The following is a 24601-nucleotide window of genomic DNA, read 5'->3' on the forward strand; positions in this document are numbered from 1 at the left end:
CCATCCTGACCCGGCTGCGGCTTCGCAGGGCGGGCACCGAAGACAAACCGGCCGAACCGGTGCCCGCGACCGCCGGGCATCGGACCCGGGTCGGGGCGTGGCTCGGCCGCCCGATGACGTCGTTCCACCTCATCATCGCGGTGGCCGCGCTGCTGACCACGCTGGGGCTGACGATGGTGCTGTCGGCGTCGGGGGTGTACTCCTACGACCAGGACGGGTCGCCGTGGGTCGTCTTCGCCAAGCAGGTGTTGTGGACGGTCATCGGGCTGTTCGGGTTCTACGTCGCGATGCGGATCCCGGTGCAACTGATGCGACGCATGGCCTTCTCCAGCTTCGCGCTCACCATCGTGCTGCTGATCCTGGTGCTGATCCCGGGAATCGGCACCGTAGCCAACGGTTCGCGTGGGTGGTTCGTGGTCGCGGGGTTCTCGATGCAACCCTCCGAACTGGCCAAGATCGCGTTCGCCATCTGGGGCGCGCATCTGCTGGCCGCGCGCCGCATGGAGCAGGCCTCGCTGCGGGAGATGCTGATCCCGTTGGTGCCCGCCGCATTCGTCGCACTGGCGCTGATCGTCGCCCAGCCCGACCTCGGGCAGACGGTGTCGCTGGGCATCATCCTGCTGGGCCTGCTCTGGTACGCGGGCCTGCCGCTGCGGGTGTTCGTGTCCTCGCTGTTCATGGTCGTGGTGTCGGCCGCGGTGCTGGCGATGGCCGAGGGGTACCGGTCCGCGCGGGTGCAGTCCTGGTTGAACCCCGCCGCCGACACACAGGGTTCGGGCTATCAGGCCCGTCAGGCACGGTTCGCGCTGGCCAACGGCGGTGTGTTCGGCGACGGCCTGGGTCAGGGCGCGGCCAAGTGGAACTACCTGCCCAACGCGCACAACGACTTCATCTTCGCGATCATCGGCGAGGAACTCGGCTTCATCGGAGCTGGCGGCCTGCTGTGCCTGTTCGGCCTGTTCGCCTACACCGGGATGCGCATCGCGCGGCGCTCCGCGGACCCGTTCCTGCGCCTGCTCACCGCCACTGCGACGCTGTGGATCATGGGCCAGGTGTTCATCAACGTCGGCTATGTGGTGGGCCTGCTTCCCGTGACCGGGCTGCAGCTGCCCCTCATCTCGGCGGGTGGAACCTCAACGGCGACAACACTTCTGATGATCGGCATCATGGCGAGCGCGGCGCGGCACGAACCCGAGGCGGTGGCGGCGTTGCGGGCCGGGCGCGACGACCGGGTCAACAGGCTGCTGCGGCTGCCGCTGCCCGCGCCCTACGTGCCGTCGCGGACCGAGGCGGTGCGCGACCGGCTCAACAAGCGCGGTTCGGAGCGACCCGGTAAACCCCCGGCGGGAAAGCGCACCCGGGCGCCCAAGCCCGCGGCCAAACAGACACCCAAGTCCGCCCGCAAACGCCAGACGGCCGGTAAGTCGGCCCGGGCGGCAAGGCATCATGGAGGCGGCCGCGCGGACAGCAGCCGGCGGCGCGCACTGGAAGGTCAGCGTTACGGGTGAACGACACGGGTCCCGTCCCTCGGCGGCCGGGGGACGACCGGGGAGTCTCCGTGGTCCTCGCGGGCGGTGGTACCGCGGGACACGTCGAACCGGCGATGGCGGTGGCCGACGCCCTGACCGAATTGGTGCCCGACGCGCGGATCACCGCTCTGGGCACCGAGCGGGGCCTGGAGACCCGGCTGGTCCCCGAACGCGGCTATCACCTCGAGCTGATCACGCCGGTGCCACTGCCCCGAAAACTCTCCGGCGACCTCCTGCGCCTGCCCCTGCGGGTGCGGCGGGCGGTGCGCCAGACCCGGGCGCTGCTCGACGAGGTCGAGGCCGACGTGGTGATCGGCTTCGGCGGTTACGTCGCGTTGCCCGCCTATCTGGCCGCGCGAAGCGTGCGCAGAAGCAAGCGCGTGCCGGTGGTGGTGCACGAGGCGAACGCTCGCGCGGGCTGGGCCAACCGCGTCGGTGCCCGTTCGGCACGACGGGTGCTCTCGGCCGTCGCCGACCCTGGACTGGGCAAGCCAGCCGAGGTGGTCGGGGTTCCGGTGCGCGCGGCGATCACCTCGCTGGACCGCACGGCGTTGCGGGCCGAGGCGCGCGCCCACTTCGGTTTCGCCCCTGACGCCCGGGTGCTGTTGGTGTTCGGCGGGTCGCAGGGCGCGCAGTCGCTGAACAGGGCCGTCTCGGGCGCCGCCAAAGACCTTGCGGCGGCTGGTATCTCGGTGCTGCACGCCCACGGCCCCAAGAACACCCTCGATTTGCGCGAGCCCGCCGACGGCGACCCGCCGTATGTCCCTGTGCCCTATCTGAACCGGATGGACCTGGCGTACGCCGCCGCCGACGTCGCGATGTGCCGGTCGGGAGCGATGACGGTCGCCGAACTGACCGCGGTCGGGTTGCCCGCGGTATACGTTCCGCTGCCGATCGGCAACGGCGAACAACGGCTCAACGCACTTCCCGTCGTCGAGGCCGGGGGCGGGCTGATCGTCGACGACGCCGACCTGTCGCCGGGTTTCGTCGCCGAGACCGTCGTCGACCTGCTCACCGACACCGGCCGGTTGCAGACGATGACGGCGGGCGCCGCCCTGGCCGGTCACCGCGACGCGGCACGGCGGGTCGCCGAGATCGCCATCGAGGTGGCACAAGCCGAGTCCCGAAAGGGTCTGCGGTGAAACCGAAATCGCTGCCCGAGGAGCTGCAGCGGGTGCACATGGTGGGCATCGGCGGTGCCGGCATGTCGGGTATCGCGCGCATCCTGCTCGACCGCGGCGGGCTGGTGTCGGGTTCTGATGCCAAGGAGTCGCGCGCGGTGGCCGCGTTGCGGGCCCGCGGTGCCGCGATCCGGATCGGACACGACGCCTCCTCGCTGGACCTGTTGCCGGACGGGCCGACCGCCGTCGTCACCACCCACGCCGCCATCCCGAAGACCAATCCGGAACTGGTCGAGGCCCGTCGGCGCGGTATCCCGGTGATCCTGCGGCCGGTGGTCCTGGCCAAGCTGATGGCGGGTCACACCACGCTGATGGTGACTGGCACCCACGGCAAGACCACGACGACGTCGATGCTCATCGTGGCGTTGCAGCACAGCGGGTTCGACCCGTCGTTCGCGGTGGGCGGGGACCTCGGCGAGGCGGGCACCAACGCCCACAACGGCAGCGGTGACGTCTTTGTGGCGGAGGCCGACGAAAGCGACGGCTCACTGCTGGAGTACAGCCCCGATGTCGCGGTGGTGACGAACATCGAGGCCGACCATCTCGACTTCTTCGGAAGCGCCGAAGCTTACGGCGCCGTGTTCGACGACTTCGTCGAACGCCTCAAACCCGGTGGCGCGCTTGTGGTCTGCACCGACGACCCCGGCGCCGCGGGGCTGGCCGAGCGCACCGAGGAGCTGGGCATCCGCGTGCTGCGCTACGGCAGCGACCCGAGCCGAGCGCTGCACGGCACCTTGTTGAATTGGGAGCAGCACGACACCGGGGCGGTGGCGCACATCCAGTTCGCCGACGAACCGCACCCGAGGGTGATGCGCCTCGCGGTGCCGGGACGACACATGGCGCTCAACGCGATCGGCGCGATGCTCGCCGCGATCGAAGCGGGCGCGCCGGTCGATGCGGTACTCGACGGGCTGGCCGGTTTCGAAGGGGTGCGGCGCCGGTTCGAGTTGGTCGGAGAGGCGAACGGCGTGCGGGTCTTCGACGACTACGCGCACCATCCGACCGAGGTGCGCGCCACGCTCGGCGCGCTGCACACCGTCACCGAGCAGGCCGGTGGTCGTTCGATCGTCGTCTTCCAGCCGCACCTGTATTCGCGCACACAGACATTCGCCCGCGAGTTCGGGCAGGCACTCGACGGTGCCGACGAAGTGTTCGTGCTCGACGTCTACGCCGCCCGCGAGCAGCCGATCGCCGGGGTCAGCGGAGCAAGCATCGTCGAGCACGTCAGCGTGCCGGGAACCTATGTGCCCGACTTCTCGGCGGTCTCAGCGCGGGTGGCCGAGGCCGCCGCACCGGGCGATGTCGTCGTCACGATGGGCGCCGGTGACGTCACGATGCTCGGCCCGGAGATCCTCACCGCGCTGCGCGTCAAGGCCAACCGGAGCACACCGGGGTCGCGATGACCGGGCCGATCGACCGTGACCCGGAGTCCTCGGAGGCGCCCGAGCCGGGGGAGGATGCGCCGCAGTCGCATGAGACGCCGCAAGACGCGGAGTCGCCGCCGGACTCCGAAACGTCGCCAGACTCTGAAACATCTAATCAGACACCGGATTTCGAAGGCCCGCGCCGGCGCGCGCGCCGCGAGCGTGAGGAGCGCCGCGCGGCTCAAGCCCGCGCCACGGCGATCGAGCAGGCCCGCAGGGAGGCCAAGCGGCGCGCACTGGGCAAGCCCGCGGGCGACACCCGCAAACTGCGGAGGGGAACGGTCCGCGGCCTGAAGGTGCTGATGTGGTCGGCGCTGATCAGCGTCATCGTCGTCGGGCTCGGACTGCTGCTGTACTTCACTCCGGTCATGGCGGTGCGCAACACGGTGGTCACCGGTGTGGGCGCGGTGACGCAGGAGGAGATCGTCGCCGCGGCGGCCGTCGCGCCGGGCACGCCGCTGCTGCAGGTGAACACCGACAACGTCGCCGAGCGGGTGGCCGCGATCCGGCGGATCGCCAGCGCACGTGTTCAGCGCCAGTATCCGTCCACCCTGCGGATCACCGTCGTCGAGCGAGTTCCGGTGGTGGTCAAGGACTATCCGGATGGACCGCACCTGTTCGACCGCGACGGCGTCGACTTCGCGATCGGCCCGCCGCCGCCGGGGGTGCCCTACCTCGACACCGACAATCCCGGTCCCAACGACGCACCGACCAAAGCGGCGCTGCAGGTGATGACGTCGCTGCGCCCGGAGGTCGCCGCGCAGGTCGCCCGCATCGCGGCGCCCTCGGTCGCGTCCATCACCCTGCAGCTCATCGACGGCAGGGAGGTGGTGTGGGGAACCACTGACCGGACCGAGGAGAAGGCGCTCAAACTCGGGGCGTTGCTCACCCAGCCGGGCAAGACCTACGACGTGTCGAGTCCCGACCTGCCGACCGTGAAGTGAGTCTCTGCGTCCAACTCGCCGTTGCGAGTCCAGCGCGAAGTTGCACGAAAATTTGTCGCGCGTGTCGGCGCGCCTGCGTCGCTAGGTCGCGACCTCGCCCTACCGTTCTGGTTGCGCGGAACAACTTGACATAACTATAACCCTCTGGTTGAGGTTTAGGGTTTGCCAAGGCTCGGCGTGTCGTCGGACAACTTGGGAGGAAGGGATCGCGATGACCCCCCCACATAACTACCTCGCCGTCATCAAGGTGGTCGGCATCGGTGGCGGCGGCGTCAATGCCGTCAACCGGATGATCGAGCAAGGCCTCAAGGGCGTGGAGTTCATCGCCATCAACACCGACGCACAGGCGTTGTTGATGAGCGACGCCGACGTCAAGCTCGACGTCGGTCGCGATTCCACGCGCGGTCTCGGCGCCGGCGCCGATCCCGAAGTGGGGCGCAAGGCCGCCGAAGACGCCAAGGACGACATCGAGGAGCTGCTGCGCGGCGCCGACATGGTGTTCGTCACGGCGGGCGAGGGCGGCGGCACCGGCACGGGTGGCGCTCCGGTGGTGGCGTCGATCGCGCGCAAGCTCGGCGCGTTGACCGTCGGCGTTGTGACGCGGCCGTTCTCGTTCGAAGGCAAGCGGCGCAGCAACCAGGCCGAGAACGGCATCCAGGCGTTGCGGGAGAGCTGCGACACGCTCATCGTGATCCCCAACGACCGGCTGCTGCAGATGGGCGATGCTGCGGTCTCGCTGATGGACGCGTTCCGCAGCGCCGACGAGGTGCTGCTCAACGGCGTGCAGGGGATCACTGACCTGATCACCACACCCGGCCTGATCAACGTCGACTTCGCCGACGTCAAGGGCGTGATGAGCGGGGCGGGCACCGCGCTGATGGGCATCGGTTCGGCACGCGGCGACGGCCGTGCGCTCAAAGCCGCCGAGATCGCGATCAACTCGCCGCTACTGGAGGCGTCGATGGAGGGCGCGCAGGGTGTGCTGCTCTCGGTCGCCGGCGGCAGCGATCTGGGCCTGTTCGAGATCAACGAAGCCGCGTCGCTGGTGCAGGACGCCGCCCATCCCGATGCCAACATCATCTTCGGCACGGTCATCGACGACTCGCTCGGCGACGAGGTGCGGGTCACCGTGATCGCCGCAGGCTTCGACTCCGCCGGTCCTGGACGCAAACCGGTGGTCAGCCCGGCCGAAGGGCAGGGCATCACCCCGGGCAAGGCCGGCAAGGTGAGCACATCGCTGTTCGAGCCCGCGGATCCGGCGAGCGTGCCGGTACACACCAACGGCGCGACGGTCAGTATCGGCGGGGACGATGACGACGACGTCGACGTGCCGCCGTTCATGCGCCACTGATCCGGCAATACTGGCGACCGTGACGGTTCGCATACGGCGCGTGACCACGACACGGGCCGGCGGCGTCTCCGCGCCGCCGTTCGACACCTTCAACCTCGGCGACCACGTCGGCGACGATCCGCAGGCCGTCGCCGCCAACCGCAAACGGCTCGGCGGCGCCATCGGATTGGGCGATGACGCAATCGTGTGGATGAATCAGGTGCACGGGGATCACGTCGCCGTGGTCGACGACGCCACGGATCATCCGGTCGACAAAACTGACGCATTGGTCACCGCCACACCGCGGTTGGCTTTGGCGGTGGTCACCGCCGATTGCGTTCCCGTTTTATTGGGCGACGCGCGCGCCGGTGTGGTGGCCGCCGTGCACGCCGGGCGCGTCGGTGCGCAAAACGGCGTCGTGGCGCGCACCGTCGAGGCGATGCTGTCGCTCGGCGCGCACGCCGAGGACATCTCGGCGTTGCTCGGACCGGCGGCCAGCGGGCGCAACTACGAGGTCCCCGAGGCCATGGCCGCCGAGGTCGAGACCGCGCTGCCCGGCAGCCGCACGATGAGCGCGAAGAACACACCCGCGCTGGACCTGCGAGCCGGAATCCACCGGCAATTAACGACTTTGGGTGTCACCGCCATCGACGTCGACCCTCGCTGCACGATCGAGGACCGCAACTTGTTCAGCCATCGCCGCGACGCCCCGACCGGGCGGTTCGCCTCACTGGTGTGGATGGAGTGAGCGACACCGTGCCGTCCTCCCGCGAAGTCGAGCTGAGCCAAGCGCTGGCGGCCGTGCGCAAACGCCTGGCCGCCGCCGCCGAGGCCGCAGGGCGCGATATCACCGACATTGAATTGTTACCGGTAACCAAATTCTTTCCCGCCCACGATGTCATTATTCTTCGCCGTTTGGGTTGTGAGGCTTTCGGCGAATCACGCGAACAGGAAGCGTCGAATAAAGTCCGAGAAATCGCCGCCATTCCCGATGTCGGATCCATTCGCTGGCACATGGTCGGCCGGATACAGCGCAATAAAGCGCGATCCATTGCCGGCTGGGCGTATGCGGCGCACTCGGTCGACACCCGGAAATTGATCGACGCGCTGAGCCACGCGGCGTCCGCCGCGCTCGACGAGGGCAGGCGCAACCAACCGCTGCGCGTCTTCATCCAGCTGAGCCTCGATGGGGACGAAAGCCGCGGCGGCGTCGACATCGACGAACCCGATTCGGTCGACGAATTGTGCGCCGCCGCGCACGCCGCATCGGGATTGGAGTTCGCCGGGCTGATGGCGATCCCTCCGCTCGGCGAGGATGCGGACGCGGCGTTCGCGCGCGTGAACGCCGAGTACGAGCGGGTGCAGGCCGGCTACCCGCAGCGCCTTCAGCTGTCGGCCGGGATGTCGAACGATCTCGAAGCGGCGGTCAAACACGGCTCGACATGTGTGCGTGTCGGTACCGCGTTATTGGGACAACGTCCTTTACCGTCACCAGAAGTAGTCACTCCAGTCACATCTTCATCACAGACACCAGAGTCCAGGGCATGAGAAGGGTCGAACGATGAGCACACTTCACAAGGTCAAGGCCTACTTCGGTATGGCCCCGATGGACGACTACGACGACGAGTACTACGAGGACGACGACCGCGGCGCCTCACGTGGATATTCGCGCCGTAGTCGAGACGAACACTTCGACGACGACGGGTACGGCCCGGGCCACCGCGGTTACGACGACCGCGACTACGACGATGCGCCGGGCGGTTACCGCGGTTACGAGGACCGCTTCGAGCCGAGACTGCGCGCACCGCGCGAGTTCGAGCGCCCGGCACCCCGTTTCGCCCCGATGCGCGGCGCCACCCGCGGCGCGCTGGCCATGGACCCCCGCAGGATGGCCGAGCTGTTCGAGGCCGGCAGCCCGCTGGCGAAGATCACCACGCTGCGGCCGAAGGACTACAGCGAGGCCCGCACGATCGGCGAACGGTTCCGCGACGGAACCCCGGTGATCATGGACCTGGTGTCGATGGACAACGCCGATGCCAAGCGCCTCGTCGACTTCGCCGCAGGCCTGGCCTTCGCGCTGAGGGGATCGTTCGACAAGGTGGCCACCAAGGTGTTCCTGCTGTCGCCGGCGGACATCGACGTGACGGCCGAGGAGCGGCGCCGCATCGCCGAGGCCGGCTTCTACTCCTATCAATAGGTCGTCTCACAGACGGGTAGGCTGGCGTCGCGTGCGGGCTTGAGAGGTCTCGGGCGAGACTTGCCTGTATCAAGCCTGTAGTAAACGTCACATCTGAGCCCGTAGTGAGGACCGTCCGCGTTGTCGCTTTTTTTCGAAATCCTGGGCTTCGCCCTGTTCGTCTTCTGGCTGCTGCTGATCGCGCGGGTTGTGGTCGAGTTCATCCGGTCGTTTTCCCGGGACTGGCATCCGAAGGGCGCCACCGTGGTGATCCTCGAGATCATCATGACGCTGACCGATCCGCCGGTGAAGCTACTGCGGCGGCTCATTCCCCAGCTCACGATAGGTGCGGTGCGCTTCGACCTGTCGATCATGGTGCTGCTGCTCGTCGCCTTCATCGGCATGCAACTGGCCTTCGGCGCGGCGGCCTGAGACCGCATCGAGCCAGACGGAATCGGCTCTCCCGGTGAGTGGAGACCGGGCCGTTTGCCGGCAAGAAATTGAGCGGCGAAATGGTCGCCGCGTGTCCGGCCGTGTTTGAAATTCGCTCTTAATTTCATCCTCTTCTGCTACGGCCGCGTCTGGTGTGACAGGATGGACGCCAGTTACGTTCCACCCACGCTCTACACTTTGAGACCGGTTGACTGTCCAGACTTCAAGGGGGCGACAATGCCGCTCACACCCGCCGACGTTCACAACGTCGCGTTCAGCAAGCCACCCATTGGCAAGCGCGGCTACAACGAGGATGAGGTTGACGCGTTCCTCGATCTGGTCGAGAACGAGCTGACGCGCCTCATCGAGGAGAACGCGGATCTTCGGCAGCGTGTCGCCGAGCTGGAGCAGGAGTTGGCTTCCGGCTCCGGCGGAAGCCAGTCGACACAGGCCATGCCGGTCTACGAGCAGCCCGCCCCCGAGCCTGCTCCGACTCCGCAGCCGGCCTATGAGGCGCCTTCGTCGCAGCCCAGCGAGGACCAGGCGTTGAAGGCGGCCAAGGTGTTGAGCCTGGCCCAGGACACCGCGGACCGGTTGACCAGCACCGCGAAGGCCGAGTCGGAAAAGCTGCTCGCCGATGCGCGGGCGCAGGCCGATGCCCTGGTGAGCGAGGCGCGGCAGACCGCCGAGACCACCGTCGCCGATGCTCGCCAGCGCGCCGACGCGATGCTCGCCGACGCCCAGACCCGGTCCGAGGCGCAGCTGCGCCAGGCGCAGGAGAAGGCCGACGCCCTGCAGGCGGACGCGGAGCGCAAGCACTCCGAGATCATGGGCACCATCAATCAGCAGCGCACCGTGCTGGAGGGCCGCCTCGAACAGTTGCGCACGTTCGAGCGCGAATACCGCACCCGGCTCAAGACTTATCTGGAGTCCCAGCTCGAGGAGCTCGGCCAGCGCGGTTCGGCCGCGCCCGTCGACTCCAGCGCCGGAAACGACGGCGGTGGTTTCAATCAGTTCAACCGGGGAAACAACTGAACCCGCTTTGGCCTAGGGTTGATCAATGCTGATCGTTGCGCTCGTCCTCGCCGTCATCGGCCTCGCGGCACTGGTGACGGCCGTCGTCACCAGCAATGAACTGATCGCCTGGGTCTGTATTGCGGCCAGCGTGATCGGTGTGGTGCTGCTGATCGTGGATGCGGTGCGGGAGCGCTCGGGCCGCAAGGCCGACGCGGCGCCCGACGCGCAGACCGATGTCGATCCGGAGTACTACGAGGACTATCCCGACGACGAGGCCGTCGCGGAGCAACCCGAGTACGCGGGCGAGCCCGGCGCCGACGACGAGACCACGGTCGTCGAACAAGCCGACTCCGGCGAAGACCGCCGCTAATTCCCTTGGCGCCCTTGCTGATCCGGCTCGCCGGGGGCCAGCAGGTCGCGCACTTCGTCGTCGCTGACCTGATGGAAGTCGGCGAACACCTGGCCGACGGCCTCGAATCCCTGCGGCATGCTCGCGCAGACGACGTCGTCGGCTTCCTTGGCTAGCTCGCGGCACGCCGACGGCGGTCCGACCGGGACGGCGACGACGATCCGCGCCGGGTTCTTGGACCGCACGGCACGCACCGCGGCGAGCATGCTGGCTCCGGTGGCGATCCCGTCGTCGACCAGGATCACCGTCCTGCCCGTCAACTCGGGAGGCGGGCGGTCGCCGCGATAGGCCTGCTCGCGCCGGTTCAACTCCTCGGTCTCGCGAGCGATCGCGGCCTGCATCGCCTCGTCACCGATGCCCAGGTTGCGCACGAGGTTGTCGTTGACGACGACACCGCCCCCGCTGGCCAGCGCGCCCATCGCGAGCTCCTCCCATTGCGGCACACCGAGCTTGCGGACCAGGAAGACATCGAGGGGAGCCTGCAGCGAGCGGGCCACCTGCGCGGCGACCGGAACGCCGCCGCGCGCGAGTCCCAACACCACCACATCGTGACCGCGGTAAGACGACAACTCGCGGGCCAGAACCTCGCCGGCCTCCCGGCGGTCCTGATACAGGCGTTTGCCGCTTCGGCGGGCGAGCCCGCTCCATCCGTTCATGACTACGACCGTGGGTACCCCACCCTGAAGCAATCCATCGGCATGACGGCGACGAATATCGACACATGGGAATCGAATACGAGAGCGTCGTCGGGCACACGCTCGACGAGGTGTTCGGCTGGTACGCACGAACCGGCGCGATGAGGCGGCTGATCCCGCCGTGGCAGCCGATGAAGGCGATCGCGGAAGCCGAGTCGCTGGCCGACGGGCGCGCGGTGCTCGGGCTGCCGGGTGGTCTGCGTTGGATCGCCCAGCACGACCCGGACCGCTATGACCCGCCGCGCCGCTTCGTCGATGTGCTGACCTCGAACGGGCCGGCCTCGTGGCCGCCGCGACTGGTCGGCCGGTGGACCCACGTTCACGAGTTCGGCGAGGCCCCCGGCGGCACCCGGGTTTATGACCGCATCGAGGCGCCGGTGCCGGCGGCGGCGCTGCGGCCGATGTTCGTCTACCGCCACCGCCAGCTGGCCGACGACCTTGCCGCCCACCGCGACGCCGCCGACGCAGGGCTTCGCCCGCTCACGGTCGCGGTCAGCGGCGCATCAGGTCTGGTCGGGTCGGCGTTGACAGCGTTCCTGAGCACGGGAGGGCACCGAGTGATCCGGCTGGTGCGGCGGGCGGCGGCGGGCGCGGACGAGCGGCAGTGGAACCCCGATCGGCCGGATCCAGGGCTGTTGACCGGGGTCGACGCGGTCGTGCACCTGGCGGGCGCGTCGATAGCCGGCCGGTTCACCGACGCCCACAAGGACGCGATCCGCGCCAGCCGCCTCGAACCGACCCGTCGGCTCGCCGAGGTGGCGGCGCGGGCCGATGACGGACCGAGAACCTTCGTCAGCGCGTCGGCGGTGGGCATCTACGGCTTCGACCGCGGCGATGCGGCACTGACCGAGGAAAGCGTGGTCGGGGACGGCTTCCTGGCCGAGGTGGTCCGGGACTGGGAGGCGGCGACGGCGCCGGCCGCCGAGGCGGGACTGCGGATCGTCACCGTCCGGACGGGGAACGTGCAGTCCGCGCGCGGGGGCACGCTGCGCCTGATGCGACCGTTGTTCGCCGCCGGCCTGGGTGGCCGGCTGGGCAGCGGCAGGCAGTGGCTGGCGTGGATCGCGCTCGACGATCTGCTCGACGTGTATCTGCGCGCGCTCTACGACGACCGGATGGCCGGTCCCGTCAATGCGGTGGCCCCACATCCGGTGCGCAACGCCGACTACACCAGGACGTTGGCGCGGGTGCTGCGCCGTCCCGCCGTCGTGCCGGTTCCGTCGTTCGGGCCGCGCCTACTGCTCGGGGAACAGGGAGCGCGCGAACTCGCCGAAGCCAATCAACGAGTGCTGCCCGCCGCATTGCAGGCGCTCGGCCACCGCTTCCGTCATCCGTCGCTGGACGGTGCGCTCGCTCACGAGCTCGGGCACGGTTGACCGACCACGCGTGTCACGAAGCCGTGCACGAGACACCGTACCCGGCTGGCCGCGTCGCCTGCGAACCTGTCTGTCTGAGAACGTAATTCGTCACGGGTGAGGCCGAAGGCGGCGACTTCGCCGGTATCGTCGTCGGCCAGCCATCGGTCCAGCAGCTCGAGGTCGACCTCGGGGTGGAACTGCAGCGCGAGCGCGCGGCCGAACCGGAACGCCTGGGATGCGTTGGCGGTGCGGGCCAGTTCGGTGGCGCCGGGCGGCAGTGTCCAGCGGTCGTGGTGCCATTGGAACCATCGGCCGCCGGGCACCAGTTCCGGATCGGTGGACTCGACGTCATACCAACCGATCTCGGGTGACAGCGACCGTGTGACCGTCCCGCCGAAGCTCTGCGCCAGCAGTTGTCTGCCGAAGCAGATGCCGAGGATCGCGATGCCCGCGTCGGCCGCGCGGCAGATCATCGCCATCTCCTCGCCGACCCAGGTGCGGCGCAGCGCGTCGTCGTAGACGGGCCAGCGCGCGCCGAGAGGTACAAGCACGTCGTAGTGGGTCGGGTCGGGAAACGTGACGTCGTCGGCAGGAGAGTGTGCGCGCTCACGGGGCACCACCTCGAAGGTGTGCACGTCGAAGCCCTCGTCGACGAACGCCTCGCCGAGCAGCGCCTCGGTCGCGAGGGGGTCGTTGTAGAGAAACAGGACTCTTGCCGTCACGCGGCCCATTATTCCGCGCGTAGATCCAGCGTCGAGTGGGCATCCCACGGGGTGTCAGTGCTGGCCGAATGGTTCCTCACCGCCGGTGAACGCGGTAACCCCGATTGGGAGCTGCCGGCGTGGAGCGAGGGCAACCACGCCGAGGCTCTTATTCACGGCGCGTCGTACTTCGATCGGCTCGTCACCGAGGTTGAGGCGCTTCGCGCGGGAGATCACCTGTTCTTCGCCGACTGGCGCGGCGACGCCGACCAGAGGTTGCGCGACAACGGTCCTACCGTCGCCGAACTGTTCCGCTCGGCCGCCGAGCGCGGTGTGCTCGTCAAGGGTCTGATGTGGCGGTCGTATCCGAATCGCTTGCAGTTCAACGAGGAGCAGAACCGTCACCTGGCCGAGACCATCGAGCGCGCCGGTGGGGAGGTGCTGCTCGATCAGCGGGTGCTGGTGGGCGGATCGCATCATCAACGGCTGGTGTTGCTCCGCCATCCCGGCGAACCGGAGCGGGACGTGGCGTTCATCGGAGGCATCGACCTGTGCCACTCGCGTCGCGACGACGCATCGCACCGCGGTGACCCGCAGGCGGTGCAGATGTCGAAGCGGTACGGGGAGCGCCCGCCGTGGCACGACGTGCAGCTGCAGGTGCGCGGTCCGGTCATCGGGGCGCTGGACGTCACCTTCCGGGAGCGGTGGACGGCGCGCGCGCCGCTGGATCTGTTCAACCCGCTTGCGTGGCTTCGCGACAGGTTCGGGGGCCAGGACCAGCGGCCGCGCCCGCTACCGGAGCAACCGCCGGACCCGCCGGCCTGCGGACCGCATGCGGTGCAGGTGCTTCGCACCTACGGCGACGCCTTGATCCAGTACGAGTTCGCCAAGGAGGGCGAACGCAGCATCGCACGCGGCTACACGAAGGCGATTCGGCGCGCCAGGAGCCTGATCTATCTGGAGGACCAGTATCTGTGGTCCGATGAGATCGCCAACCTCTTGGTCGAGGCGTTGACCAACAATCCCGACCTGCAACTGGTGGCGGTCGTGCCGCGCTACTTCGATCTGGAAGGTGGTCTTGGCCGCCCGCCGACGCTGGTCGGGCGTCAACTGGCGCTCGACGCGTGCCGCCGTGCCGCGCCTGACCGGGTGCATGTGTTCGACGTCGAAAACCACGAGGGCACACCGGTTTATGTGCACTCGAAGGTGTGTGTCATCGACGACACCTGGGCCTGCATCGGCAGCGACAACTTCAATCGCCGTTCGTGGACGCATGACAGCGAACTGTCGTGCGCGGTGCTCGACGCCGACGACCGGTTCGCGCGTGATCTACGGCTGCGGTTGTTGCGCGAGCATCTCGACCGGGCCGAGGACGGCAGCGAAGACGAGGGTCTGGTCGACCCGGTCGCCGCCGTCGACGAGATGATCGCGTGCGCAGCGATTTTGGAGGATTGGCATCGGTCGGGCCGCTCCGGGTCGCGACCGCCGGGACGACTGCGACCGCACGAGAGCGAGCGGGTCGATCCGCTGACACGGCTGTGGGCCGAACCCGCCTACCGGATGATCTTCGACCCCGACGGTCGCTCGTATCGCGACCGGCTGTTGCGGCGGCGGCCGTGAACGTCGAGGAGTGGTTCCTGACCGAGCAGGAGCGCGGCAACCCGGCGTCGGACATCCCGGCGTGGTGCGAAGGAAACCGCGTCGAACCGCTCGTGCACGGCTCGACCTATTTCGACCACCTCGCCACCGAGGTGGAGGCGCTCGCGGCGGGCGACTACGTGTTCTTCACCGACTGGCGTGGCGACCCCGACGAGAAGATGCGTGACAACGGGCCGACGGTTCGCGAGTTGTTCTGCCGTGCAGCCGAACGCGGGGTGGTGGTCAAGGGTCTGGTGTGGCGGTCGCATCTCGATGAGCTCTCCTACAGCGAGGAGGAGAACCGCCATCTCGGTAAGCACATCGAGAAGGCCGGCGGCGAGGTCCTGTTGGACCAGCGGGTGCGGATCGGCGGTTCGCATCATCAGAAGCTGGTCGTGATCCGCCATCCCGGTTCCCCGGAGCGCGATGTGGCGTTCGCGGGAGGCATCGACCTGTGTCACTCGCGGCGGGATGACGCCTCGCACCACGGCGACCCTCAGGCGATCGAGATGTCACCGCGCTACGGCGACCATCCACCGTGGCATGACGTGCAGTTGCGGTTGCAGGGGCCGGTCGTCGGCGCGCTGGACATGACGTTTCGTGAACGGTGGAACGATCCTGCGTCCCTGGACATGCTGAATCCTTTGGCATGGCTGCGGGACAAGTTCAGTGGCACGGACATGACCGCCGATGCGCTGCCGGAGCAACCGCCGCACCCGCCACCGTGCGGTCCGCACAGCGTGCAGGTGCTGCGGACCTACCCGGACGCCCATTTCGCGTACGACTTCGCGCCGCACGGCGAGCGCAGCATCGCCCGCGCGTACAGCAAGGCGGTGCCGCGGGCTCGCCGGCTGATCTACCTGGAGGACCAGTACCTGTGGTCCAAGCGGGTGGCCGACCTGTTCGCGGCGGCGCTACGGGCCAACTCCGATCTGCATCTGGTCGCGGTGGTGCCGCGTTACCCCGATGTCGACGGCCGGCTGGCCCTGCCGCCTAACCAGGTCGGGCGTTGGCAGGCCATCGAGACGTGTCACCGTGCCGCACCGGACCGGGTGCACGTGTTCGATGTCGAGAACCACGAGGGCACACCGGTGTACGTGCATGCGAAGGTCTGCGTGATCGACGATGTGTGGGCGTGTTCGGGTAGCGACAACTTCAACCGGCGATCGTGGACGCACGACAGCGAGTTATCCTGTGCGGTACTGGATTCCGAGGGCGTTTTCGCACGGGATTTCAGGCTGAAGCTGATGCGCGAGCATCTGGACCGCAGCGAGGACGGCGGCCTGGTCGATCCGGTCACCGCGGTGTCCGAGATCGTTGAAACCGCAGAGGCGCTGGAGGCGTGGTACGCCTCGGGTCGGCGAGGACCGAGACCGCCCGGCCGCTTGCGCCCGCACAAGGCCGAACGACTCGGGCTGCTGACGCGGCTGTGGGCCGAGCCGGTGTACCGGTTCATGTACGACCCGGACGGGCGTTCGTACCGAGACCGGCTCCGGCGCAAGCTGTGAATCCGGCGTGCCTAGGATCGCTGTATGACAGTGGTTCTGGTGCACGGTAATCCGGAGACGGATGCGATCTGGGGGCCCATGGTCGACGTCCTCGGCCGCGATGACGTGGTGCTGCTGTCGCCGCCGGGGTTCGGCGCACCGCTGCCCGACGACTTCTCGGCTACGTACCTTGACTATCGGGACTGGCTCGAGCGCGAACTGGAGCGCATCGGTGAACCCGTCGATCTGGTGGGACACGACTGGGGCGGCGGTCACGTCGTCAACGTGGCGATGCGCCGTCCCGAACTCCTGCGCACCTGGGCCAGCGACGTCGTGGGGCTATTCGATCCCGACTATGTCTGGCACGAGCTCGCCCAGGTGTGGCAGACGCCCGGAGCCGGTGAGGAACTGGTCGAGGCGATGATGGGCGGCACGGTCGAAGACAAGACGGCGCAAATGGCCGGTCTGGGACTCCCACCCGATGTCGCAACAGCGCTCGCCCGGGCGCAAGGTCCCGAGATGGGGCGCGCGATCCTGGCGCTGTACCGCTCTGCGGCCCAGCCGGTTCTGTCCGAGGCGGGCCGCCAGCTCGAGAAGGCTGCTGCCCGTCCGGGGTTGTCGTTTCTCGCGACGGAGGACACGTACGTGGGCACCGAGGACATGCGCCGGCGGGCGGCGGCGCGAGCAGGCGCGCGCACAGAGGTTCTCGACGGTTTGGGGCACTGGTGGATGGTGCAGGATCCCGCACGCGCGGCCGAGGTGCTCGCCCGATTCTGGGAGACGGCTGCCTGACGGGCCGACCTGTCCGTTCTGATCGCTCGCCGGCCGGCGTAACCCACGCCACATTTGTTTCGTCAACGTTTCCGGCGGCCGGACCGCCTTGCACCGCCTGTGTGAGCGGGAGTTGACCTTTCGGTCACGGACGTGCAACGGCTACGGAATGGCCGCACTTCATCGTGATGCTTGTGAAGACTCTGAGCCGCAGCCGCACCATCGACAATTGGGACGCCGAGGACGTCGAGGCCTGGGAATCCGGTGGCAAGATGATTGCCAAGCGGAACCTGATCTGGTCGATATTCGCCGAGCACGTCGGATTCTCAGTGTGGTCGATCTGGTCGGTGATGGTGCTGTTCATGCCCCAAGACGTCTACGGCATCGATGCGGCGGGCAAGTTCTACCTGGTCGCCATGCCCACCCTGGTCGGCGCATTCATGCGGATCCCGTACACCATCGCCCCCGCAAGGTTCGGCGGGCGTAACTGGACCATCGTCAGTGCCCTGCTGCTACTGATCCCGACCGTGCTGACGCTGTGGGTGATGAACACCCCCGGCACGTCCTACACCACGTTCATGATCGTGGCCGCGGTCGCGGGAGTCGGCGGCGGCAACTTCGCGTCGTCGATGACCAACATCAACGCGTTCTACCCGCAGCGGCTCAAGGGGTGGGCGCTCGGCCTGAACGCCGGCGGCGGCAACATCGGGGTACCGGTGATCCAGCTGGTCGGGCTCCTGGTGATCGCCACCGTCAGCAACACCGCACCCGAAGTCGTCTGCGCCATCTACCTTGTCCTGATCGCGTTGGCCGCGCTGGGGGCGGCGCTGTTCATGGACAACCTCGGCAATCAGCGGTCGAACCTGGGCGCCATGGCAGAGGCGTTGCGGTTCAAGCACTCCTGGGTGATGAGCTTTCTCTACATCGGCACGTTCGGCTCGTTCATCGGCTTCTCGTTCGCCTTCGGGCAGGTGCTGCAGATCAACTTCCTCGCCGGCGGCGACACCCCCGCGCAGGCCTCGCTGCATGCCGCCCAGATCGCGTTCATCGGCCCGCTGCTGGGTTCGATCTCGCGTCCGTTCGGCGGCAAGCTGTCCGATCGGGTCGGCGGGGGCAGGGTCACCCTCTACACCTTCATCGCGATGATCTTCGCCGCAGGAATCCTGGTGGCGGCCGGCGTGCTCGACGACGGTATGGCAGGTGCAGCCACCAGCGGTCAGATGGCCGCCTACGTAACCGGTTTCATCCTGTTGTTCGTCTTGTCGGGCATCGGCAACGGCTCGACCTACAAGATGATCCCGTCGATCTTCGAAGCCAAGGCCCAGGGTCGCGACGACTGGAGCCGCGAGGACAAAGCCGCCTGGTCGCGCAGCATGTCCGGCGCGTTGATCGGCTTCGCCGGGGCGGTCGGCGCCCTCGGCGGCGTATTCATCAACGTCGTGCTGCGCGCGTCGTACGTCAGCGACGCCAAGTCCGCCACCAACGCGTTCTGGGTGTTCCTCGGCTTCTACGTGATCTGCGCGATCGTCACGTGGTTTGTGTTCCTGCGCATGCAGACCTCGCGGACCGGCGCCGGCGAGCAGGTCGGCCGCGTCGCTTCACCGGTGCCCGCCTGACGCCCATGGTGACTCGGACGGCGTGTTCGTACTGCGGCGTGGGCTGCGGTATCGAGGTGCACACCACCACCGACCGGCAGACCGGTAACCCGGTGATCGCGCGGGTGTCCGGGGACAAGCTGCACCCGGCCAACTTCGGCAGGCTGTGCACCAAGGGCGCCACCCACGCCGAGTTGATGCGCGCCGCGGACGGCCGGTTGACCTCGGCGATGCTGCGGCCCAGCCGCGACGAGGAACTGGTCCCGATCCCCGTTGACGACGCCGTTGCCGAGGCCGGCCGGCGGCTGCGGGAGATCGTCGAGCAGCACGGTCCCGACGCGGTGGCGCTGTACGTGTCGGGCCAGATGTCCATCGAGGCACAGTATCTCGCGACCAAACTGGCCAAGGGGTTCCTGCGCACGGTGCACATCGAGTCGAACTCACGGCTGTGCATGGCCAGCGCCGGAACCGGCTTCAAACAATCGCTGGGCGCTGACGGTCCGCCGGGGTCGTACGCCGACTTCGATTGCAGCGACCTGTTCTTCGTCATCGGCTCCAACATGGCCGACTGTCACCCCATCCTGCACCTGCGCATGGTCGACCGGCTCAAGGCAGGCGCCAAGCTGATCGTCGTCGACCCCCGCCGCACGACGACCGCCGAACGCGCTGACCTGTTCCTGCAGATCAAACCCGGCACCGATCTCGCGTTACTGAACGGGCTGCTGAATCTGTTAGTCGAAAACGGCGCCATCGACCTCGATTTCATCGATCAACACACCGAGGGTTGGGAGGCGATGCCGGCGTTTCTCGCCGACTACACGCCCGAAAAGGTCGCTCACGTCACGGGTTTGGCGGAGGCCGACATCCGGCTCGCCGCCCAGATGATCGCCGACGCGGGGGAGTGGCTGAGCTGCTGGACGATGGGGCTCAACCAGAGCACTCACGGTACGTGGAACACGAACGCGATCTGCAACCTGCATCTGGCCACGGGCGCGATCTGCCGACCGGGCAGCGGGCCGATGTCGCTGACGGGACAACCCAATGCGATGGGTGGACGCGAAATGGGTTATATGGGCCCGGGGCTGCCGGGTCAGCGCTCGGTGACATCGGCGCAGGACCGCGCATTCGTCGAGAAGCAGTGGGGCGTGGCCCCCGGCACGATCCGTGCGGACGTCGGCCCAGGCACCGTCGACATGTTCCGGCAACTCGCTGACGGCGACATCAAAGCGTGCTGGATCATTTGCACCAATCCCGTTGCCAGCGTGGCCAACCGGGCGACGGTCATCGATGGGTTACGTGCCGCCGAGCTCGTCATCACCCAGGACACCTACAGCGCGACCGCCACCAACACCTACGCCGACATCGTGCTACCCGCGACCATGTGGGCGGAATCCGATGCGGTGATGGTCAACTCCGAACGTAATCTCACGCTGCTGCAGCAGTCCATTCCGGCGCCCGGACAGGCCAGGCCCGACTGGCAACTGATCTGCCAGGTCGCGACCCACATGGGCTTCGGCGAGCATTTCGCCTACACCTCCAGCGAGCAGATCTTCGACGAGATCCGGCGGTTCTGGAACCCGAAGACCGGCTACGACATTCGCGGTGCCAGCTACGCGCGGCTGCGGGAGACCTCGGTGCAGTGGCCGTGCGCGCCGGACGACGAGTCCGATCGCCATCCCATCCGCTACGTCAACGACGGTGTCAGCCAGGAGTACTTCGTCGACGAGCGCGGGCAGGCGCCGCGACTGGCTTTCCCAACCCCGTCGCGGCGGGCGATCTTTCACGCCCGCCCGCATATGGACGCGCGGGAACTGCCCGACGATGACTACCCGATGGTGCTCAACACCGGTCGGCTGCAACATCAGTGGCACACCATGACCAAGACGGGACGCGTCGAGTCGCTCAACAAGCTCACCGGTGAGCCGTTCGTCGAGGTGCATCCCGAGGATGCGCTGCGGCTCGGCATCGAGAACGGACGACCGGTCGAGCTCACGACGCGGCGCGGGGGCGCGGTGCTGACCGCCGTCGTCACCGAACGCGTACGGCAGGGCAGCTGTTTCGTGCCTTTCCATTGGAACGACGAGCACGGTCAGAACCTCACCGTCAACGCGTTGACCAACGACGCGGTCGACCCCGATTCGCTGCAGCCCGAGTTCAAGGTCTGCGCGGTCGACCTGCGACCGGTCGCGTCGCCGACGCTCAGCGAGCAGGAATCGCTCTACGTGTCAGGCTTTTTCAGCGGACTGGCCGAGGCCGGGGCCGATGTTCCGGTGCTGCCCGATTCGGCGCCCGTGTGCACCGAGGTACGACAGTGGATCAACGGCCTGCTCGCGGGCCAGGCCCACCGTTCCTCCGAAGAACCGGTCCCTCGACCAGAACTCGACGATGGGCCGCTCGTGCTGTGGGCGTCGCAGACCGGCAACGCCGAGGACTTCGCCTCCCGACTCGCCGAGCGGCTCGGCAACGCCCAGTTGGTGAACATGGACGACCTCGCGCCGGCCGACCTCGCGACGGCCCGTGAAGTACTCGTGGTCACGAGCACGTTCGGCGACGGCGGACCGCCCGACAACGGCGCGAGCTTCTGGCAGCGGCTGCAGTCCTCGGAGGCGACGCCGTTGACCGGCGTGCGGTATGCGGTGCTGGGCATCGGCGACCGCTCCTACGACGACTTCTGCGGCCACGCCAGGGCCGTCGACACGAGGCTGGCAGACCTCGGCGCCGTGCGGCTGCTCGAGCGCGCCGACTGCGAGGCCTATGACGACGAGCGGATGCGACGCTGGGCCGACGATGTCACCGCACTGCTGACCCCCGGCATCGACACGTCGCCGCCCAGGGGTGGCGTCACGACACTCGCGCGCCCGGCCACCGTCGCTCAGCCGTTCACTCGCGCGCGCCCCCTCGTCGTGCCGTTGTCCCGCAATGTGGTGCTCAACGGGCCCGCCTCCCGAAAAGAAGTGCGCCAGTTCGGATTCGACATCTCCGAACACGACGTCACCTACGCAGCAGGTGATTCGCTGGGAGTGTGCGCCACCAACGATCCCGCGACGGTCGACGCGTGGCTGGCGGCCACCGGAATGCCGGCTCAGCACACCGTCGAAATCGACGGCGCCGAGATGTCGTTGCGCGATGCGCTCATGTCGCACTTCGACTTCTGCCGGATCACTCCCGACCTGGTGCGCTTCATCGCCGAGCACAGCCGCGACGCCAAGGCGCTGCGGGCGCCCAAGGCCAAGCTGGACAAGTGGCTGGCCGGCCGCAACGGCCTTGACCTTGTCCAGGAATTCGTCGTGCACGCCGATCCCGACGAGTGGCGCGAGGTGCTGGTCCGGTTGACTCCGCGCAGCTATTCCATTTCGTCGAGCCCGCTGGTCAGCCCGCACGAGGTGCAGCTGACGGTGTCGGTGGTGCGCTACCGTGGCGCCGACGGCGGTCGTCGTGGCGGCGTCTGCTCGACCTTTCTGGCCGACCGCGCGTCGTCGGTGCCGGTTTTTCTGCAGCGCTCACCGCATTTCCGCCCGCCGGAGGACGGCTCGGTTCCGATGATCATGGTGGGTCCCGGCACGGGCGTCGCGCCGTTCCGTGGCTTCCTGCAGGAGCGACGGGCCCTCGGCCACGGGGGTCGCAACTGGTTGTTCTTCGGTGAGCAGCACCGCGACCAGAACTACTACTACCGCGACGATTTCGAGGATATGGCTCGCGACGGTCTGCTCGACCGGTTGGACCTCGCGTTTTCCCGCGATCAGGCCTCGCGGGTCTACGTCCAGCACCGGATGCTCGACCGCGGTGCTCAACTGTGGCGCTGGCTCGACGACGGCGCGCACTTCTACGTCTGCGGCGACGCCAGCCGCATGGCCAAGGACGTCGACGCCGCGTTGACCACGATCATCGAGCGGCACGGCGGGATGTCACACGAACAGGCGCACGACTACAAGCGCGAACTGGTCGCGGCCAAACGCTACGTACGCGACGTGTACTGAGCGCTCGCCGTGTCGCGAGCGTGCAGAGACTGCTGAACTCGAGAGGCGCGTCGTGGGCAGACACGCACGTTCGCCGAGATGGTGCTCGGAAGTCTGCACACCACGATTTCCCACGGCCACAATGACTTCCAACCACCCTCAACCCCCATGCGCCACCTAATTGAACGGCCCGCACCGCTACCGCGAACTCTCGCTACGCGGACGCCTTCGACCTCCGATCGCCCCGCGAGTTCGGATCACTTCTGGACACCCTTCTGCGGGCTACAACATCGGACACGCCGACCGCCGGCGTGCCAGCGCAAATCACCGGCCGGATCTGTCAGACCTCGAATGTATGTTCGAAGCATGTCGGGAACAGCGTTGCAGGTGGCGATCGCCGAGTTGCGGGCCGCCTATGAGCAGGTGGTTGCCTGTGATCTGGAGCTGTTGACCCGCCATGACCTGGTGGCCGCCCTCGATGAGTTCGAAACGCTGTCGTGTCAGCTGCCGACGTTGGGCCAGCGTTTGCTGGCCCGTCTGCGGTGCGAGGCCACACCGGCTGAGATGGGTGCGCACTCCTGGAAGGAAGTCCTGCGAGTGCGTTACCGGACCTCCACACGCGAGGCCAATCGGCGCCTGACCGAGGCTGACTTATTGGCCCCCCGCCAGGCGGTGAGCGGCGCGTCGCTGCCACCGGTACTGGCCGCCACGGCAGCCGCTCAAGCCCACGGGCTGATCAACGCCGAACATGTCGAGGTCATTCGCAAATCCCTGCACAAGCTGCCGGGCTGGGTCGACACCGCCACCCGCGAACAATTCGAACTGGACCTGGTGCGCACCGCGGTCACGGTCGGACCCAAAGAACTCACCGACACCGCCGAACTGACGCTGTTTCTACTCGACCAAGACGGCCCCGCGCCCAGCGACGTCGACCGGGCCCGCAAACGCGGAATCACAAAATCCCCACAAGGCCCTGACGGGATGGTGGGGCTGCGCGCGATGCTCACCCCCGAAGCGTGGGCGCTCTGGGAGGCGATCTTCGCCAAATACGCCGCCCCGGGCATGTGCAACCCCGACGATGCCCAGCCGTGCACCTCGGGCACCCCCTCCCAGGCCCAGATCGACAACGACCACCGCAGCCTGGCCCAGCGTCAACACGACGCGATGATCGCCGTCGGGCGCATCGCCCTGATGAGCGGTGAACTCGGCCAACTCAACGGGCTGCCCGTCTCGATCATCATTCGCACCACCCTGCGGGAGCTGGAATCGCGCGCCGGGGTCGGCACCACCGGCGGGGGCACCCGGATGCCCATCAGTGAGGTGATCCGGCTGGCCGGCCACGCCAACCACTACCTGGCGGTGTTCGACCAAGCCACCGGTTCGGCGCTGGATCTGTTCCGCACCAAGCGCATCGCCTCCCCTGCGCAGCGGATCATGTTGATCGCTCGTGATGGCGGATGCACTAAACCGTGCTGCACCGTGGGGGCCTACGGCTGCCAAGCACACCACGTCGAAGCTGATTGGACCGATGGGGGCAACACCAACATCGACGAACTCGGCCTGGCCTGCGGACCCGACAACCGCAGCTGCCGACGGTCACGTAATTCCTCAGGGGTTGCCGTCACGTAATTCCTCATGCTCGGGCCCTGCTGTGGTGAGGGTAGCGGTTGGTTCGCGGGGTTGTCAGGTGGTGGCGGGTCCGGGCCGTTTCCGGGGCCGGTAGGACGGTCCGTCCATCAGGACTTGGTGGCTGGTGTTGATCAGCCGGTCGAGCAGTGATTCAGCGACGACCGGGTTCGGGAACAGCGGATACCAGTCTTTCGGGGCGCGGTTGCTAGTGAGAATCAAGGGTTTGCCGGCGATGGCCCTATCGGAGACCAGTGAATCGCCCTGGAAATGTTGGAGGCTCCTGACCTTGGAAACGAGGATGCAGGTATGCCGAAGGAACAGTCTGCCGG

Annotated in this window: 21 protein-coding genes; 18 read left to right on the forward strand and 3 right to left on the reverse strand. The window is 67.8% G+C overall.

The window, feature by feature from the left end; translation table 11 throughout:
* Positions 1-2 precede the first annotated feature (2 nt).
* The 11 genes from ftsW (at position 3) to A5759_RS01940 (ending at position 10403) form a co-directional block, all read left to right on the forward strand.
* On the forward strand, positions 3-1508 hold the full coding sequence (gene ftsW / locus A5759_RS01890) for a putative lipid II flippase FtsW (RefSeq protein ID WP_197505926.1): 1506 nt from the start codon (positions 3-5) through the stop codon (positions 1506-1508).
* The gene (gene murG, locus A5759_RS01895) at positions 1505-2671 is read left to right on the forward strand and encodes an undecaprenyldiphospho-muramoylpentapeptide beta-N-acetylglucosaminyltransferase (protein ID WP_068193118.1); all 1167 of its coding nucleotides are present in this window, start codon (positions 1505-1507) and stop codon (positions 2669-2671) included. The genes ftsW and murG overlap by 4 nt, the downstream gene beginning before the upstream one ends.
* Positions 2672-2709: 38 nt before the next feature.
* Complete coding sequence (murC, locus tag A5759_RS01900; RefSeq protein WP_066842860.1) at positions 2710-4113, forward strand: UDP-N-acetylmuramate--L-alanine ligase; 1404 nt, start codon at positions 2710-2712, stop codon at positions 4111-4113.
* Entirely contained in the window at positions 4110-5078 is a 969-nt protein-coding gene (locus A5759_RS01905; protein WP_068193122.1) for a cell division protein FtsQ/DivIB, read from the forward strand. Before murC ends, A5759_RS01905 begins: the two co-directional genes overlap by 4 nt.
* Before the next feature lie 211 nt (positions 5079-5289).
* The gene (gene ftsZ / locus A5759_RS01910; RefSeq protein WP_064349978.1) at positions 5290-6429 is read left to right on the forward strand and encodes a cell division protein FtsZ; all 1140 of its coding nucleotides are present in this window, start codon (positions 5290-5292) and stop codon (positions 6427-6429) included.
* 19 nt (positions 6430-6448) lie between these two features.
* Positions 6449-7156, forward strand: a complete 708-nt coding sequence (pgeF, locus tag A5759_RS01915; RefSeq protein ID WP_064418308.1) for a peptidoglycan editing factor PgeF — start codon at positions 6449-6451, stop codon at positions 7154-7156.
* Positions 7153-7956: a YggS family pyridoxal phosphate-dependent enzyme gene (locus A5759_RS01920; RefSeq protein ID WP_231984502.1), complete on the forward strand. Its 804-nt coding sequence runs from the start codon at positions 7153-7155 to the stop codon at positions 7954-7956. The genes pgeF and A5759_RS01920 overlap by 4 nt, the downstream gene beginning before the upstream one ends.
* Positions 7957-7969: 13 nt before the next feature.
* Positions 7970-8605, forward strand: a complete 636-nt coding sequence (locus A5759_RS01925; protein ID WP_066842717.1) for a cell division protein SepF — start codon at positions 7970-7972, stop codon at positions 8603-8605.
* A 120-nt stretch (positions 8606-8725) separates the two neighbouring features.
* Complete coding sequence (locus A5759_RS01930; protein ID WP_064349985.1) at positions 8726-9016, forward strand: YggT family protein; 291 nt, start codon at positions 8726-8728, stop codon at positions 9014-9016.
* A 237-nt stretch (positions 9017-9253) separates the two neighbouring features.
* Positions 9254-10051 carry a DivIVA domain-containing protein gene (locus A5759_RS01935; protein ID WP_064393987.1) on the forward strand — a complete coding sequence of 266 codons (798 nt, stop codon included), beginning with the start codon at positions 9254-9256 and terminating at the stop codon, positions 10049-10051.
* Between the two features lie 25 nt (positions 10052-10076).
* On the forward strand, positions 10077-10403 hold the full coding sequence (locus A5759_RS01940) for a hypothetical protein (protein ID WP_068193125.1): 327 nt from the start codon (positions 10077-10079) through the stop codon (positions 10401-10403).
* Here the strand turns inward: A5759_RS01940 and A5759_RS01945 are convergent.
* A complete protein-coding gene (locus A5759_RS01945; protein WP_064393985.1) occupies positions 10400-11098 on the reverse strand; it encodes a phosphoribosyltransferase in 699 nt (232 codons plus the stop codon). The genes A5759_RS01940 and A5759_RS01945 overlap by 4 nt on opposite strands.
* Positions 11099-11163: 65 nt before the next feature.
* On the opposite strand from A5759_RS01945, the gene A5759_RS01950 reads away from it, so the two are divergent.
* On the forward strand, positions 11164-12513 hold the full coding sequence (locus A5759_RS01950) for a TIGR01777 family oxidoreductase (RefSeq protein ID WP_068193127.1): 1350 nt from the start codon (positions 11164-11166) through the stop codon (positions 12511-12513).
* Here A5759_RS01950 and A5759_RS01955 read toward each other — a convergent pair.
* Positions 12492-13226, reverse strand: a complete 735-nt coding sequence (locus A5759_RS01955; protein ID WP_068193132.1) for a type 1 glutamine amidotransferase — start codon at positions 13224-13226, stop codon at positions 12492-12494. The two genes, A5759_RS01950 and A5759_RS01955, sit on opposite strands and share 22 nt — an antisense overlap.
* 42 nt (positions 13227-13268) lie before the next feature.
* Between A5759_RS01955 and A5759_RS01960 the strand changes: the two genes are divergently transcribed.
* From A5759_RS01960 to A5759_RS01985, 6 genes are all read left to right on the forward strand, one after another.
* A complete protein-coding gene (locus A5759_RS01960) occupies positions 13269-14816 on the forward strand; it encodes a phospholipase D-like domain-containing protein (RefSeq protein ID WP_064418305.1) in 1548 nt (515 codons plus the stop codon).
* Positions 14813-16342: a phospholipase D-like domain-containing protein gene (locus A5759_RS01965; RefSeq protein ID WP_068193136.1), complete on the forward strand. Its 1530-nt coding sequence runs from the start codon at positions 14813-14815 to the stop codon at positions 16340-16342. Before A5759_RS01960 ends, A5759_RS01965 begins: the two co-directional genes overlap by 4 nt.
* Positions 16343-16366: 24 nt before the next feature.
* The gene (locus A5759_RS01970; RefSeq protein ID WP_068193139.1) at positions 16367-17113 is read left to right on the forward strand and encodes an alpha/beta fold hydrolase; all 747 of its coding nucleotides are present in this window, start codon (positions 16367-16369) and stop codon (positions 17111-17113) included.
* A 167-nt stretch (positions 17114-17280) separates the two neighbouring features.
* On the forward strand, positions 17281-18708 hold the full coding sequence (locus tag A5759_RS01975) for a NarK/NasA family nitrate transporter (protein WP_068193142.1): 1428 nt from the start codon (positions 17281-17283) through the stop codon (positions 18706-18708).
* Positions 18709-18713: 5 nt separating this feature from the next.
* Positions 18714-22664 carry a bifunctional nitrate reductase/sulfite reductase flavoprotein subunit alpha gene (locus A5759_RS01980; RefSeq protein WP_197505923.1) on the forward strand — a complete coding sequence of 1317 codons (3951 nt, stop codon included), beginning with the start codon at positions 18714-18716 and terminating at the stop codon, positions 22662-22664.
* A gap of 330 nt (positions 22665-22994) precedes the next feature.
* Entirely contained in the window at positions 22995-24272 is a 1278-nt protein-coding gene (locus A5759_RS01985) for an HNH endonuclease signature motif containing protein (protein WP_082961915.1), read from the forward strand.
* Between the two features lie 54 nt (positions 24273-24326).
* Here the strand turns inward: A5759_RS01985 and A5759_RS01990 are convergent.
* Positions 24327-24601: ATP-binding protein (locus A5759_RS01990; RefSeq protein WP_231984503.1), on the reverse strand; the 275-nt coding region annotated here is incomplete at its 5' end.

Source organism: Mycobacterium sp. 852014-52144_SCH5372336, from assembly GCF_001665615.1.
Lineage (GTDB): Bacteria > Actinomycetota > Actinomycetes > Mycobacteriales > Mycobacteriaceae > Mycobacterium > Mycobacterium neumannii_A.

Coding starts and splice junctions, on each gene's coding strand:
- murC (WP_066842860.1), top strand. CDS start 2,710: ATGGTGGGCATCGGCGGTGCCGGCATGTCGGGTATCGCGCGCATCCTG.
- A5759_RS01905 (WP_068193122.1), top strand. CDS start 4,110: ATGACCGGGCCGATCGACCGTGACCCGGAGTCCTCGGAGGCGCCCGAG.
- ftsZ (WP_064349978.1), top strand. CDS start 5,290: ATGACCCCCCCACATAACTACCTCGCCGTCATCAAGGTGGTCGGCATC.
- A5759_RS01925 (WP_066842717.1), top strand. CDS start 7,970: ATGAGCACACTTCACAAGGTCAAGGCCTACTTCGGTATGGCCCCGATG.
- A5759_RS01935 (WP_064393987.1), top strand. CDS start 9,254: ATGCCGCTCACACCCGCCGACGTTCACAACGTCGCGTTCAGCAAGCCA.
- A5759_RS01940 (WP_068193125.1), top strand. CDS start 10,077: ATGCTGATCGTTGCGCTCGTCCTCGCCGTCATCGGCCTCGCGGCACTG.
- A5759_RS01945 (WP_064393985.1), bottom strand. CDS start 11,098: ATGAACGGATGGAGCGGGCTCGCCCGCCGAAGCGGCAAACGCCTGTAT.
- A5759_RS01950 (WP_068193127.1), top strand. CDS start 11,164: ATGGGAATCGAATACGAGAGCGTCGTCGGGCACACGCTCGACGAGGTG.
- A5759_RS01955 (WP_068193132.1), bottom strand. CDS start 13,226: ATGGGCCGCGTGACGGCAAGAGTCCTGTTTCTCTACAACGACCCCCTC.
- A5759_RS01970 (WP_068193139.1), top strand. CDS start 16,367: ATGACAGTGGTTCTGGTGCACGGTAATCCGGAGACGGATGCGATCTGG.
- A5759_RS01975 (WP_068193142.1), top strand. CDS start 17,281: ATGCTTGTGAAGACTCTGAGCCGCAGCCGCACCATCGACAATTGGGAC.
- A5759_RS01980 (WP_197505923.1), top strand. CDS start 18,714: ATGGTGACTCGGACGGCGTGTTCGTACTGCGGCGTGGGCTGCGGTATC.
- A5759_RS01985 (WP_082961915.1), top strand. CDS start 22,995: ATGTATGTTCGAAGCATGTCGGGAACAGCGTTGCAGGTGGCGATCGCC.